The sequence below is a fragment of the Enterobacter soli ATCC BAA-2102 genome (assembly GCF_001654845.1).
Taxonomy (GTDB): Bacteria; Pseudomonadota; Gammaproteobacteria; order Enterobacterales; family Enterobacteriaceae; genus Enterobacter; species Enterobacter soli.
The window spans coordinates 1-14,152 of record NZ_LXES01000047.1 but is presented as its reverse complement, the minus strand read 5'-3'; the positions used below and the strand labels follow the sequence as shown (position 1 = coordinate 14,152).

The 14,152-nt window shown below is 54.3% G+C and carries 10 protein-coding genes and 2 pseudogenes; 7 read left to right on the top strand and 5 right to left on the bottom strand.

Going from position 1 to position 14,152, the window contains the following annotated elements; genetic code table 11:
• Positions 1-118 precede the first annotated feature (118 nt).
• Entirely contained in the window at positions 119-1,657 is a 1,539-nt protein-coding gene (gene nhaB / locus M987_RS18505) for a Na(+)/H(+) antiporter NhaB (protein ID WP_014070633.1), read from the bottom strand.
• 201 nt (positions 1,658-1,858) lie between these two features.
• Between nhaB and fadR the strand changes: the two genes are divergently transcribed.
• Positions 1,859-2,578 (top strand): fatty acid metabolism transcriptional regulator FadR, encoded by a 720-nt coding sequence (fadR, locus tag M987_RS18500; protein WP_014070632.1) that lies wholly within the window; start codon positions 1,859-1,861, stop codon positions 2,576-2,578.
• 89 nt (positions 2,579-2,667) lie between these two features.
• On the opposite strand, the gene M987_RS18495 is transcribed toward fadR, so the two are convergent.
• Positions 2,668-4,200 (bottom strand): SpoVR family protein, encoded by a 1,533-nt coding sequence (locus M987_RS18495; RefSeq protein ID WP_014070631.1) that lies wholly within the window; start codon positions 4,198-4,200, stop codon positions 2,668-2,670.
• 322 nt (positions 4,201-4,522) lie between these two features.
• On the opposite strand from M987_RS18495, the gene M987_RS18485 reads away from it, so the two are divergent.
• From M987_RS18485 to M987_RS25320, 3 genes and pseudogenes are all read left to right on the top strand, one after another.
• The gene (locus M987_RS18485) at positions 4,523-5,821 is read left to right on the top strand and encodes a D-amino acid dehydrogenase (protein WP_014070630.1); all 1,299 of its coding nucleotides are present in this window, start codon (positions 4,523-4,525) and stop codon (positions 5,819-5,821) included.
• A gap of 12 nt (positions 5,822-5,833) precedes the next feature.
• A complete protein-coding gene (gene dadX / locus M987_RS18480; protein ID WP_014070629.1) occupies positions 5,834-6,904 on the top strand; it encodes a catabolic alanine racemase DadX in 1,071 nt (356 codons plus the stop codon).
• Between the two features lie 2 nt (positions 6,905-6,906).
• Positions 6,907-7,014: pseudogene (locus M987_RS25320) on the top strand (hypothetical protein); the annotation flags it as partial.
• Between the two features lie 3 nt (positions 7,015-7,017).
• Here M987_RS25320 and M987_RS18475 read toward each other — a convergent pair.
• Positions 7,018-8,685, bottom strand: a pseudogene (locus tag M987_RS18475) (potassium/proton antiporter); the annotation flags it as partial.
• A gap of 97 nt (positions 8,686-8,782) precedes the next feature.
• The gene (gene ldcA / locus M987_RS18470) at positions 8,783-9,697 is read right to left on the bottom strand and encodes a muramoyltetrapeptide carboxypeptidase (protein ID WP_014070627.1); all 915 of its coding nucleotides are present in this window, start codon (positions 9,695-9,697) and stop codon (positions 8,783-8,785) included.
• A 108-nt stretch (positions 9,698-9,805) separates the two neighbouring features.
• Between ldcA and emtA the strand changes: the two genes are divergently transcribed.
• On the top strand, positions 9,806-10,417 hold the full coding sequence (emtA, locus tag M987_RS18465; RefSeq protein WP_014070626.1) for a membrane-bound lytic murein transglycosylase EmtA: 612 nt from the start codon (positions 9,806-9,808) through the stop codon (positions 10,415-10,417).
• Between the two features lie 37 nt (positions 10,418-10,454).
• On the opposite strand, the gene ycgR is transcribed toward emtA, so the two are convergent.
• Positions 10,455-11,186 carry a flagellar brake protein YcgR gene (gene ycgR, locus M987_RS18460; protein ID WP_014070625.1) on the bottom strand — a complete coding sequence of 244 codons (732 nt, stop codon included), beginning with the start codon at positions 11,184-11,186 and terminating at the stop codon, positions 10,455-10,457.
• Positions 11,187-11,393: 207 nt separating this feature from the next.
• Here ycgR and M987_RS18455 point away from each other — a divergent pair, with 207 nt between their 5' ends.
• Together M987_RS18455 and M987_RS18450 are read left to right on the top strand one after the other, a co-directional pair.
• A complete protein-coding gene (locus M987_RS18455; RefSeq protein WP_014070624.1) occupies positions 11,394-11,648 on the top strand; it encodes a GlsB/YeaQ/YmgE family stress response membrane protein in 255 nt (84 codons plus the stop codon).
• Between the two features lie 113 nt (positions 11,649-11,761).
• Positions 11,762-13,864: a TonB-dependent siderophore receptor gene (locus M987_RS18450; RefSeq protein ID WP_014070623.1), complete on the top strand. Its 2,103-nt coding sequence runs from the start codon at positions 11,762-11,764 to the stop codon at positions 13,862-13,864.
• The last annotated feature ends 288 nt before the right edge of the window (positions 13,865-14,152 follow it).

Here is a 14,152-nt window from a genome sequence, read left to right as displayed (position 1 = left end):
AAAGCGCAGTGTAAACGAATTCGTTCCTTGCGCCACCTGTGCCTTGCGAATTAAAGCGTAATCGGATGTTTATCATGCGAAAACGCAAACGGGCAGCGAACTGCCCGATATGCCTGATTTACTGCGCCGCAAGTATACCTGCTTGTAGCAACCAGTGCGTATAGGGAATGAGGGTAATTTTGACGCAAAGCAATCCCACGAGTGTCAGCACCAGCGTATATGGCAGCGCCATCCATACCATTCTTCCATAAGAAAGTCGTATGAGTGGGGCGAGGGCAGACGTCAGCAGGAATAAAAAGGCCGCCTGTCCATTCGGTGTCGCGACGGAAGGCAGATTTGTCCCGGTATTAATCGCGACCGCAAGCAGTTCAAACTGCCCGGCGCTGATAGCGCCATGTTCCATCGCGGCTTTTGCTTCATTGATATAAACGGTGCCGACAAAGACGTTATCCGAAATAGACGACAACAGGCCGTTAAACAGGTAGAAGAGCGTCAGCTGCGAATCAGGGGCTGCCTGGAGCACAAAGGCGATAATCGGTGAGAACAGCTGCTGGTCAATAATGACCGCCACAACCGCGAAAAATACCGCCAGCAGTGCGGTAAACGGCAGGGCTTCGGTAAACGCTTTGCCGATAGCATGTTCGTCTGTCACGCCGGTAAACGACGTGGCCAGAATAATCACCGACAGGCCGATTAAGCCCACTTCCGCGAGATGGAACGCCAGTGCGGCGATAAGCCATACGCCGATAATCCCTTGGGCGATAAGGCGCAATGTTTCCTGCCGGGTGCGCTGGCTGCGACTCTGCTGGTCAAATTTGCGTAACTCCTGAAGTACCGGTTCCGGGAGTTTTGCGCCATAACCAAAGACGCTGAATTTCTCGACCAGAATACAGGTGGCCAGGCCGCAGAAAAGCACCGGTACGCTGACAGGCGCCATGCGCATGAAGAACTCGCCGAAATGCCAGCCTGCGGCTTTCGCGATGATCAGGTTTTGCGGTTCACCGACCATGGTCATTACGCCGCCCAACGCGGTACCGACACCGGCGTGCATCATCAGGCTGCGCAGGAAGGCGCGGAACTGCTCCAGCACCACACGATTATGTGCGTCAATGTGGCTGTCGTCCTGGAGATCATCGCCCTGGCGGGATGAGGCAACCCGGTGGTAGATACCGTAAAAACCGACCGCCACGCTTATCACTACCGCGACCACCGTTAAGGCATCGAGAAACGCAGACAGGAAGGCTGCGGCAAGGCAGAAGGCGAGCGAGAGCAGCGTTTTCGAAGGAATGCTCAACAGCAGGCGCGTGAAAATAAACAGCAGAAGCTGTTTCATGAAATAGATGCCAGCCACCATAAACATCAGCAGCAGAAGCACTTCAAGATTCGATGCCAGCTCTTCTTTTACATGTTCGGCACTGGTCATACCGATGACCACCGCTTCAAATGCCAGCAAGCCGCCAGGCAGTAATGGATAGCATTTCAGTGCCATTGCCAGAGTGAAGATGAATTCTGCAACCAGCAGCCACCCGGCAAAAAAGGGGCTGACGATAAAAATGATAGGGTTAACGACCAGAAACACCAGGAGTGCCAGTTTGTACCAGTCAGGTGACTGGCCTAAAAAATTGCGCCACAGTGCGCGCCCAAATGAGATTTCCACTACAGATTTCCCTCTCCATCAAGACAACCAAAGCATAAGTATACGCAAATTCAACACCCAGGAGGGCAATAAGGCCGTATTGTAAATTTCACAAAAATGAAACGGCGATCCCTCTTTTCTCGCGCTGCTGCGCTACCTGCCGGTACTAGCCTCTGGTATGATGAGTCCAATTTGCTAAAGCTGTGTAATGGAAATCTCACTATGGTCATTAAGGCGCAGAGCCCGGCGGGTTTCGCGGAAGAGTACATCATTGAAAGCATCTGGAATAATCGTTTCCCTGCGGGGTCAATTCTTCCTGCTGAACGCGAACTCTCTGAACTGATTGGCGTCACCCGTACCACGTTGCGAGAAGTTCTTCAGCGACTGGCGCGTGATGGCTGGTTGACGATTCAGCACGGCAAGCCAACAAAAGTAAACAACTTCTGGGAAACGTCCGGGCTGAATATTCTTGAAACGCTCGCGCGTCTTGATCACGAAAGCGTGCCGCAGCTGATTGATAACCTGTTGTCCGTTCGTACCAACATTGCCACCATCTTTATCCGTACGGCGTTCCGCCAGCATCCGGATAACGCGCTGGAAGTGCTGGAAAGCGCAAAAGCGGTTGAAGATCATGCCGATGCCTTTGCCACCCTCGATTACAACGTATTCCGTGGGCTGGCGTTCGCATCAGGTAACCCGATTTACGGACTGATCCTCAATGGGATGAAAGGGCTGTACACCCGTATTGGTCGTCACTATTTTGCGAACCCGGAAGCCCGTAGCCTGGCGCTGGGGTTCTATCACAAGCTGAGCGAGCTGTGCTCATCAGGTATGCACGATCAGGTTTATGAAACCGTGCGTCGCTACGGACGCGACTCCGGCGAGATCTGGCACCGGATGCAGAAAACGTTGCCTGGCGACCTGGTTATCCAGGGCCGCTAAAATAAAAAACCTCTCAGTTGAGAGGTTTTTTTTCGCCCGGTGGCGCTTCGCTTACCGGGCCTACAAAACCCGTAGCCGCCACCCGGCAACTACAGCGTATTTAACCGTGCCGGGCAGCGTTCCAGCAGCTCCACGCTACCGTCTTCGTTCTGCTGCTCCAGCAACACGTCAAACCCCCACAGGCGGTGCACATGTTTCAGCACCTCTTTGCGGCCTTTATCCAGCGGCGCGCGGTTATGCGGAATGTAGCGCAGCGTCAGCGAGCGGTCGCCGCGTAAATCCACATTCCACACCTGGATGTTTGGTTCGAGGTTGCTCAGGTTGTACTGGGAAGAGAGGCGGGAGCGGATCTCGCGGTATCCCTCTTCGTTATGGATAGCGGAAATTTCCAGATAATTATTCCGGTCATCATCCAGTACGGTAAAGAAGCGGAAGTCACGCATGATCTTCGGCGACATAAACTGGCTGATAAAACTCTCGTCCTTAAAGTCACGCATCGCAAAATGCAGTGTTTGCAGCCAGTCAGAGCCGGCGATATCCGGGAACCAGTATTTGTCTTCTTCCGTTGGTGACTGGCAAATACGTTTAATGTCCTGGAACATCGCAAAGCCGAGCGCATATGGGTTAATACCGCTGTACCACGGGCTGTTGTACGGCGGCTGGAACACCACATTGGTGTGGCTGTGCAGGAATTCCATCATAAACCGCTCGGTGACTTTCCCTTCATCGTACAGATGGTTAAGGATGGTGTAGTGCCAGAAGGTGGCCCAGCCTTCGTTCATTACCTGGGTCTGTTTTTGCGGATAGAAATACTGGCTCACCTTGCGCACAATGCGCAGGATCTCACGCTGCCACGGTTCCAGCAGCGGCGCGTTTTTCTCCATAAAGTAGAGCAGGTTCTCCTGCGGCTCAGATGGATAACGGCGCGCCTCCGTCACCGTTTTCTCTTCTTCACGTTTCGGCAGGGTACGCCACAGCATATTCACCTGGCTTTGCAGATATTCTTCACGGCTTTTCTGCCGGGCTTTCTCCTCCTGCAAAGAGATCTTCTGCGGACGTTTGTAACGATCCACCCCGTAGTTCATCAGCGCGTGGCAGGAGTCGAGCAATTTCTCAACTTCATCTACCCCATAGCGTTCTTCGCATTCGGTGATGTATTTACGGGCGAAAATCAAATAGTCGACTATCGAGCTGGCATCCGTCCAGCTGCGGAAAAGATAGTTATTCTTGAAAAACGAGTTATGCCCGTAGCAGGCATGGGCCATAACCAGTGCCTGCATGGTAATGGTGTTCTCTTCCATCAGATAAGCGATACACGGGTTGGAGTTAATGACGATTTCATACGCCAGCCCTTGCTGTCCGTGTTTGTACAACCGCTCGGTTTCAATGAATTTTTTACCAAACGACCAGTGCGGATAGTTGATAGGCATCCCAACGCTTGAGTAGGCATCCATCATTTGTTCGGAGGTAATCACTTCAATCTGATGGGGGTAGGTATCCAGGCGATACAGTTTTGCCACCCGGTCGATCTCGGCCAGGTAGACATCCAGCAACTCAAAGGTCCAGTCGGGTCCATCGCTCAGACGTGTGCTGCCCTTGGATATGGAATCAATAGTAGCCATTAGCGCGCCCTCGTTGTTGGTGCTCTCTCTGTCTGGAGAGCCTCTTTTCAAGCATAGAACAACGCATTCAAAAGCGTGCTGGCGCAGAAATTTTTTCTTTGCGATTTCCCGTTTTTGAAACGGGTAAAAAACCCGTCCCTGCAATATTTTATGCTGGTTAAAAATAACGCGCAGCAGGAGATCCCAAATAAGCCCTATCCCTGTATACAGGGGAAGATGTGAGATAAGTCACCATAAAAAAGTCGTATGTTGAATAATATTTTCAACTAGGTTATCAATCTGTAATTAGAAGATTGTTCTTTTGCACATAATGGAGTTGGCTATGCGTGTTGTCATACTGGGAAGTGGTGTCGTTGGGGTAACCAGCGCCTGGTATTTAAGTCAGGCGGGACATGACGTTACCGTTATCGACAGGGAACCCGGCCCGGCACTGGAAACCAGTGCGGCGAACGCCGGACAGATCTCTCCGGGCTATGCAGCACCGTGGGCCGCTCCGGGTGTGCCGCTGAAGGCGATCAAATGGATGTTCCAGCGCCATGCGCCGCTGGCGATTAGCCTTGATGGCTCGCAATTCCAGCTCAAGTGGATGTGGCAGATGCTGCGCAACTGCGACACCCGCCATTACATGGAAAACAAAGGCCGTATGGTTCGCCTGGCGGAATACAGCCGTGACTGCCTGAAAGCGCTGCGTGCCTCTACCGGTATTGAGTACGAAGGCCGTCAGGGCGGCACGTTGCAGCTGTTCCGTACCGCGCAGCAGTACGAAAACGCCACGCGGGATATCGCCGTGCTAGAAGACGCCGGCGTGCCGTATCAGCTGCTGGAAGCCAGCCAGCTGGCGCAGGTTGAACCGGCGCTGGCTGAAGTCGCACACAAGCTGACCGGCGGGTTGCGTTTGCCGAATGACGAAACCGGCGACTGTCAGCTGTTTACTCAGCGTCTGGCCGCGATGTGCGAACAGGCAGGGGTGAAATTCCGCTTTAACACCTCCGTTGATAAGCTGCTGTCAGAAGGTGAAAATATCTACGGCGTGAAGTGCGGTGACGAAGTGATTAAAGCTGATGCTTACGTCATGGCGTTTGGCTCGTACTCCACCGCGATGCTGAAAGGCATTCTTGATATTCCGGTCTATCCGCTGAAAGGCTACTCGCTGACCATTCCGGTCAAAGAGGAAAGCGGCGCGCCGGTATCAACTATTCTTGATGAAACCTACAAGATTGCGATCACCCGTTTTGACAACCGTATTCGCGTGGGCGGAATGGCCGAAATCGTGGGCTTTAACACGGAGCTGTTACAGCCTCGTCGTGAAACGCTGGAGATGGTGGTGGGCGATCTGTTCCCGCGTGGCGGCTTTGTTGAGCAGGCGACATTCTGGACCGGACTGCGCCCTATGACGCCAGACGGCACGCCGATCGTTGGGCGTACACCGTTTAAAAATCTGTGGACCAACACGGGCCACGGAACGCTGGGCTGGACGATGGCCTGCGGTTCGGGCCAGCTGTTGAGCGACCTGATTTCCGGGCGTACACCGGCGATTCCGTTTGACGATTTAAGTGCCGCGCGTTATCAATCGGGGTTTACCCCATCGCGCCCACAGCACCTGCACGGCGCGCATAATTAACAAGGAGTTGTCATGTCCCGTCCTATTCTGGCTCAGCTGGATCTGAAGGCGCTGAAGGATAACCTCCAGATTGTTCGTCGTGCAGCGCCAGGCTCGCGTGTATGGTCGGTTGTCAAAGCTAACGCCTACGGCCACGGTATTGATCGCATCTGGAGCGCGCTCAGCAGCACTGACGGCTTTGCCTTACTGAATCTGGAAGAAGCCATTTTACTGCGCGAGCGCGGCTGGAAAGGGCCGATACTGCTGCTGGAAGGGTTCTTCCACGCCGACGATCTGCCGTTACTGGATAAGTACCGCCTGACCACCAGCGTACACAGTAACTGGCAAATCAAAGCGCTGCAAAATGCGAAATTACATGCCCCACTGGATATTTACGTCAAAATGAACAGCGGCATGAACCGTCTGGGCTTCCAGCCTGAGCGGGTGCATACGGTCTGGCAGCAACTCCGCGCCCTGCAAAATGTGGGTGAAATGACGTTAATGGCGCATTTCGCCGATGCAGAAAAACCGGATGGTATTGCCGACGCCATGACGCGTATCGGGCAGGCCGCCGAAGGGCTGGATTGCCCGCGTTCGCTTTCCAATTCAGCGGCCACGCTCTGGCACCCTGAAGCACACTATAACTGGGTGCGTCCGGGGATTATTCTGTACGGCGCTTCTCCGTCGGGCCAGTGGCAGGATATTGCCAACAGCGGCCTGAAACCGGTGATGACCCTGCGCAGTGAAATTATTGGCGTGCAGACGCTGAAAGCGGGGGATACCGTCGGTTACGGCAGCCGTTACCGTGCGACAGGCGAGCAGCGTATCGGGATTGTGGCAGGCGGTTATGCTGACGGCTATCCGCGCATCGCACCATCGGGCACGCCGGTTTGGGTTGATGGCGTTCGCACCGGCACGGTGGGAACCGTTTCGATGGACATGCTGGCGGTTGATTTAACGCCGTGCCCTCAGGCGGGTATTGGTTCGCCGGTTGAGCTGTGGGGGAACGAGATTAAAATCGATGATGTGGCCGCTGCGGCGGGGACTATCGGGTATGAACTGATGTGCGCGCTGGCACCGAGAGTACCCGTTGTGACAGTGTAACCATGTTTTTGTGCCGGGTGGCGTTGGCGCCACCCGGCACAAACCCACTACTCTGCGTCTTCTTCCATCGGCCTTACGCCGACCTTACGTACCGAATTATCTTCTTTCTCGGCAACCGTCCAGATCATCCCGGCAAACTCCACCTGGTCACCGACAACCGGTGCCGCGCCCAACAACTGCTGGATAATCTCACCCAGGGTTTGTTGCTTGTCGCGGTACTCCAGACCTTCATCCAGGCCGTAAATCAGGGCGACATCGGCAAATTTGGCGTTGGCTTCCAGAATAAAATCACCGAAGAAGCGCTGATCCAGCGCCACAGGAGGTGACTGGCTGAACAGCTTCCCTAATGCCGGAAGGTCGCGCTCGCGGCCAATAACGCAGAGAATATCGCCTTCGCGCAGGCGCGTGCTGCCGGTCGGGTGCAGCAGAATATTATCGCGGAACAGGGCTGCAATTCGCGTTTCGGCAGGCATGTGCAAATCGCGCAGCGAAGCGCCCACGCACCATTTGTCAGCGCTCAGCTGATAGACGAACTGTTCCCACGGATTTTCCGGGTGAATATCCAGCCCCACGCGGGAGACCGGCCAGCCGACAGGCGGAACCACCACTTTGGCTTTTTTGGCCGCCCATCCCAGCGATGTGCCCTGGAACAGCAGCGACACCAGCACCACGAAGAAGGCCACGTTAAAGAACAACCGCGAGTTATCAAGACCCGCCATCATCGGGAACACGGCAAGGATAATCGGCACTGCGCCGCGCAACCCCACCCAGCTGATAAAAATACGCTCGCGCAGGTTGAACCCGCGAAACGGCAGCAGCCCGGCAAAGACCGACAGCGGGCGGGCAAAGAAAATCATCCAGGCAGAAAGGATCAACGCCGGAACGGCAATCGGCAGCAGGTCGGATGGCGTAACCAGCAATCCCAGCACCAGGAACATGCCGATTTGTGCAAGCCAGGCCAGCCCGTCAAAGTTCTGCAAAATGGCGTGGCGGTTACGAATAGGGCGGTTGCCCAGCAGGAACCCGCAAAGATAGACCGCCAGAATACCGCTGCCGTCCATCGCCGTGGTGAGGCCGAAAATAAGGATCCCGCCACTCAGGGCCAGCAACGGATAGAGCCCCGCAGGCAGTGAGATGCGGTTGATCATCTGCTGTAGCAAATAGCCGCCGGAAAGGCCGATGACAATCCCCAGACCAAACTGCTGCAAAATATGCCAGGCAAACATCCAGCTTAAACCGGTTTCGTGCTGCTGGATCATCTCAATCAGGGTGATGGTGAGGAACACCGCCATCGGATCGTTACTGCCGGATTCAATTTCAAGCGTTGAGCCAACACGCTCGTTCAGCCCTTTACCGCCCAGCAGGGAAAAGACCGCTGCCGCATCGGTCGAGCCGACAATTGCGCCAATCAGCAGGCCTTCCATGATGTTGAGGTGAAATAGCCACGCTGCCATCATCCCGGTCAGGCCTGAGGTGATAAGCACTCCGACAGTCGCAAGCGAAAGCGCCGGGCCTAAGGCGACCCGAAACGAACTGGCCTGAGTACGCATCCCGCCGTCCAGCAAAATGACCGCCAGGGCGAGGTTACTGATCATATAAGCGAAGGGATAGTTATCGAAAGGAATACCGCCGATACCATCTATACCGGCCAACATCCCGATAGCGAGGAAAATAACAAGAATAGGGATGCCAAGGCGCGAAGAAAATGAACTTAATAAAATACTACAGGTTACAAGGACAGAACCCAGAATGAATAGGCTGATTATCGCTGCGGCATCCAATGTTGTCGTACTCCCACCTTAATGCTGTATCTGTTATTAAAACCCTATCATATTAACGGCAGATACAGCGTTTTATTGCGGTGGTTTAACGGCTTTTTTATGCCTTTATGACCGGATGGCCGCTTATTGTTAACCGACTGCCTGAATTATCGTGCTTCAGGAAAGCCTGCGCGCCAAGCGGAAGGGTCACCGTTTGTTGTTCATGACCAAACGCCAGCCCGGTTATCACCGGAATATCCAGCCTGGAGCGGATAAAATCGACCATCGTTTCAAGAGAATAGCCCGCGTCGTACTCATTCGGCGCGGAGCCGCTAAAACTGCCGAGCACGATAGCCGACTGACGCGCAAGAATACCGGCATGATAAAGCTGAAGCAGCATTCGCTCGACCCGGAACGGGTGCTCATTGATATCTTCAAGCACCAGAATGCCGTCATCAATATCCGGCAGCCACGGTGTGCCAATCAGCGACACCAGCATCGCCAGATTTCCACCCCACAGTTTTCCTTCACACTCCCAGTCTGGCCCGTTACCTTGCCACTCGATGCTGAAGGTCGGGTTGCGCAGGGCACGCCAGAAATGCTCCTGGGTAAAGGCATCAAGCTCTGGTGCGCCAAAATTCCCGGCCAGCATCGGGCCGCTGAAAGTAATGACATTATTCAGTGCCAGCAGGCCAAGCTGGATAACCGTGAAGTCACTGTGGCCGCAAATCAGCAGGGGATGCTGCTGCTGGCGTTTGGCCAGCCCCGCCCAGTCGATGCTTTCCAGCAGCCGGCTGGCGCCGTACCCGCCTCGCACTGCCAGCACGATGTTATTTTCACCCTTCAGGTTCACCAGACCGTTGATATCATCCAGTCTCTGCGCTTGCGTCCCGGCAAAACGTTGCTGGCGGCGGGGGATAATCGTCTGATTTTCTACCTGATGGCCGGATTCCAGTAAGCGCTGAACGCCCCGCTGTGCCGCCTCCTGGTTAATGCAGTAGCCCGACGGTGCGATGAGATGAAACTGAGACATGGCAATTCCTTGCTGAATGAGAAGCTAATTGTCTATATCATGCCGCTTACACGATGCCGCCTTCAAGAGGCAGCGTGACCGCGATGACCGGCTATAAGGATAGATGACGTGAAATTGAGATGGTTTGCTTTTTTGATTGTGTTGCTTGCTGGCTGTAGTACCAAACATGACTACCAAAATCCGCCATGGAATCCGGAAGTGCCTGTTAAACGGGCAATGCAGTGGATGCCAATCAGCGAGCAAGCCGGAAAGGCCTGGGGCGTGAGCCCGCGTCTGGTGACGGCGATCATTGCAGTGGAGTCGGGCGGTAATCCGACCCTGGTCAGTAAATCTAACGCGGTGGGGCTGATGCAGCTGAAGGCGTCGACGGCCGGGAAAGAGGTTTATCGCTATATGGGATGGAGCGGGCAGCCATCGACCAGCGAGCTGAAAAACCCGGAACGTAATATCTCAATGGGGACGGCGTATCTGAGCATTCTGGAACACGGCGTGCTGAAAGGCATTGAAGATCCAGAAGTGATGCAATATGCGCTGGTGGTCTCTTACGTGAATGGCGCGGGCGCGTTGCTCAGGACATTCTCATCTGACCGGAAAGAAGCGATCGACGAGATTAACGGCATGGATAGAGACGAGTTCTTTGAACATGTGGTGAAAAATCATCCGGCACCACAGGCTCCACGTTATATCTGGAAAGTTCAGAAAGCGATGGATGCCATGTAATGCCGTCGTCGGGCGGCGGTCTGCTGCCCGACATCTGTCACAGGACTTTGTTTGCTCTTTCCCGCGCTTCGCGTTCCAGCGAGAAAATAATGCGCTGAAGTTCCCGCTCTGCACCTGGTCCGACATTCAGAAAACGGAAGCTCAGACGCGGGGTGGTGATGGTTTCGTTCTTGCTATCAACCACTTTGCGCTCGCTGATGGCAATCAACTGGGCATCAAAATAGAACCGCCCCCAGCCGCCCATATCCAGCTCAATTTGCGAAAAACGCATTCCTTCGACCAGTCCGTCGGGTTTTGGCGTGTCCATTAAAGCGCCCATCCCGCCGAGGGACAGATCAAACAGGCGGAAGCGAAACTCTTTCTTGTCCGGCATTCGCGCCTTGCAAAAATACGCCGGATGAAGCGGAGCGCTGATGCGAAAATATTCGCGGCGTTGCACAAACCACAGGTTAGTCGGCAGGGGGGTGATAAACGCAGGAAGGCCCTGGAATTCACCCTGTGTCAGCCGTGGCAGCACAAACTCAACTTTTGCACCCTGCGTTTCAGCCATCACCGCGATATTTTCTGCCCGAAGTGCCGCGCGGTTTTCGTACTCCTGGCTACCCAGGTCGATGACCAGGCGCTCCGGCGAGGCTTCGAGGATTTTGCTGATAAACTGATTGGTTGCCCAACTGATGCGCAGTGGCACCTCGCCTTTTTGCAGATCGCGTAATACCCCTAATACAGCCAGCGGATTTTGTTTCAGGAACTGCTCACTGTAATTACTCACGCCAGATGGCTCCTCGATGTGTGACAGACTGTCTTTGAGTTATCGGCAGCCTGAAATGAAACTTAATACAAACCGGTGAGTTTTTTTTCATGGCGGCAGCAATTTAAGTCGGTGAGATGAAATCGGTTTTATGGCTTTAGCCTATAATTAGAGTACATGTGCAGAAGGTTTTCTGCGTATGCGTTAAACCTGCAAGAGGGCATCGCTATGGGTATCATCGCCTGGATTATCTTTGGTCTTATTGCCGGCGCTATCGCCAAACTTATCATGCCGGGGCGTGATGGTGGCGGCTTTATTTTGACCTGTGTCCTCGGGGTCGTTGGTGCAGTTGTTGGTGGCTGGCTGGCAACAATGTTTGGCCTCGGAGGCAACGTGAGTGGTTTTAATATGCACAGTTTCCTGGTTGCCGTAGTGGGCGCCATCGTGGTACTGGTCGTGTTCAGGTTACTCAGAAGAGCATAAGAATAGTGAAAAACGGCTCTCTTCGGAGGGCCGTTTTCTTTGGTGGTATTGATTTGTTTATGCAAATGATAATAATTGTCGTTCCTAATATCATTTAATAATTAGACGACAATATGATCACTTCGCGTTTTGCGTTATGTGCGTTGGCAGGAGCCGTGACGCTGGCATTGCAGGGAGCGGCTTTTGCCGAAGAATCCACAATTGTGGTTACGGGTTCAGCACAGGGCGATGTGCTGCCGGTCTGGACGAACAGTGCCACCAAATCTGCGGTGGCGGAAAGTAAAACCCCGCAAGTCATCAATACCCTCTCCGCACAAGAGATTGAACAACGCCATGCGAACTCGGTGAACGAGATCCTGCGCTATGCGCCGGGCGTGTCGACCGAGGTCCGCGGTAATACGTCGTACATGAGCGAGTATAAAATTCGCGGCTTTACCGTCGATCAGGAGTTCTACAACGGTCTGCAACTGCCTTACAACGTCACCGGCAACACCAAAGCGCGCATCGATCCTCTGCTGATCGAGAGCGTCGATATTCTGAAAGGGCCATCTTCAGTGTTGTATGGCGGGGGCTCGCCGGGCGGCCTGGTGAATATTCAGGGCAAGATGCCGCAAAAAGAGGCGAAAACCGAGCTGGGCTTTACTACCGGTAACCGCAATCTGAAAGAGGGATATCTCGATTCGACCGGGCAAATAGCCGACAGCGACTGGAATTACCGTCTGTTGGGTAAAGCCACCGAAAATGACGATCAGCCGCACACCACGCGCTATGAAAACTATCTGGTGGCGCCGTCCGTTACCTGGCAGCCAGACAGCAACACGCGCCTCACGATTGATGCTCTGGCGCAAAACACCCCGAGTTTGTCACCGTCTAACCCGTTGCCGCTAGCCTATCTGCGCTCTGAGTATGCCGGACGTCGCGATTATGCCGGGGACGAATGGAGCGGTTTCAAACAGCGGCAGTGGATGCTCGGATACCACTTCGAACATGCGTTTGACAGTGGCTGGGGCTTCAGCCAGAAAGTGCGTTATTTCGATGTGGATACGCATCAGCGCAGCGCCTATTCCACCGGGCAGGGAAGTGAAGTGTATGAACTTAACCGCTTCGCCTATACCACGGATGAAGACCTCCAGAGCTTCAACATGGATAACCAGGTCACCAAAACGGTAACCCTCGGTGAGTGGCAACATCATGTGCTGGCAGGGTTCGACTACCAGAAGCTGAACTCCCACTTCCACTATCGCTACGCCTCCGCCACACCGGGCATCGATATGCGCGACCCGGACTATTCACAAATTCATGAAAGCGAGCTGGGTTTATATACTGCGCAGAAAAACCGTCTGAGCTATCAGCAGAACGGTTACTACGTACAGGATCAGGTGGTCTTTGGCGGCCTTAACCTGCTGGGTAGCCTGCGTTATGACGATTACCGCTCTGTGACCACCAACTATCTGCAAAACGGGGATAAAGCGTGGGTTTCACAGGATCGTGTCACCAAACGTCTGGGCGCGCTGTATGCCTTCGACAATGGCATATCGCCGTTCATCAGTTACTCCGAAGGATTTGCCCCGGTATCGCCGCAAGGCACGTTGACGGCCCGGGATGTGAAGCCAACGACCAGTAAGCAGGTGGAAGGCGGGGTGAAGTATCTCATGGAGGACTTCGCGACCACCTTGACTGCCTCGGTGTTTAACATTCGCCAGAAGAACGTGGTCACAACCGATCCCGGTTTCCTGAACTACCGCCAGACCGGCGAGGTGGAATCTGAGGGTGCGGAGCTTTCGGCAACCAGTCGCCCGACGGACAACCTGACGCTGGTGGCCAACTATGCGTATACCCACGCGATTAATACCGAAGATGATAAGTACAAAGGCAAACGCCCAACCCAGGTGCCGGAGAATGCGTTTAACCTGTGGGGCGATTACACTTTCGACAGCACCCCGCTGAAAGGGGTGAATATTGGTGCCGGTGCCCGCTATACCGGGCCAATGGAAATTTCGCCAGCCAACGATGCGGGCAAACTGGGCGGCACCACGCAGTATGACCTGGCGGCGTCTTATCGTATGGGTGAGTTGCTGCCGTCACTTGCGGGGCTGACGCTGAAGATGAGCGCGCAGAACATCACCAACAAAGAGACGCTAACCTGCTACGACGCCAGCAACTGCTGGATAGGTCGCGACCGCACCTGGCAACTGGGAGCAAGCTACAGCTTCTGATGATGGGTCTGATGCCCGAAGGTGTTCTCCCTCTCCCTTTGGGAGAGGGATCTCCAGTTATCCAGCGATAACATTACATCTTTGGAATAAAAGGCTTACAGCGGCTCCATGGTCCGGCTGAAAATCGCCGAAGCGTTTCCTGTAGGCCGGGGCGAGGCGCATGGATGCGCCGAGAGGGCGCGACTTGCATGGATGCTTCATCGCGCCCGACCCGAAAGCCGAAAGGAATAAGCTGAGGGTACCGCGTAGCGGCGATTTTCTTGCCGGGAGCCCGGGTCGCCAGGGTGG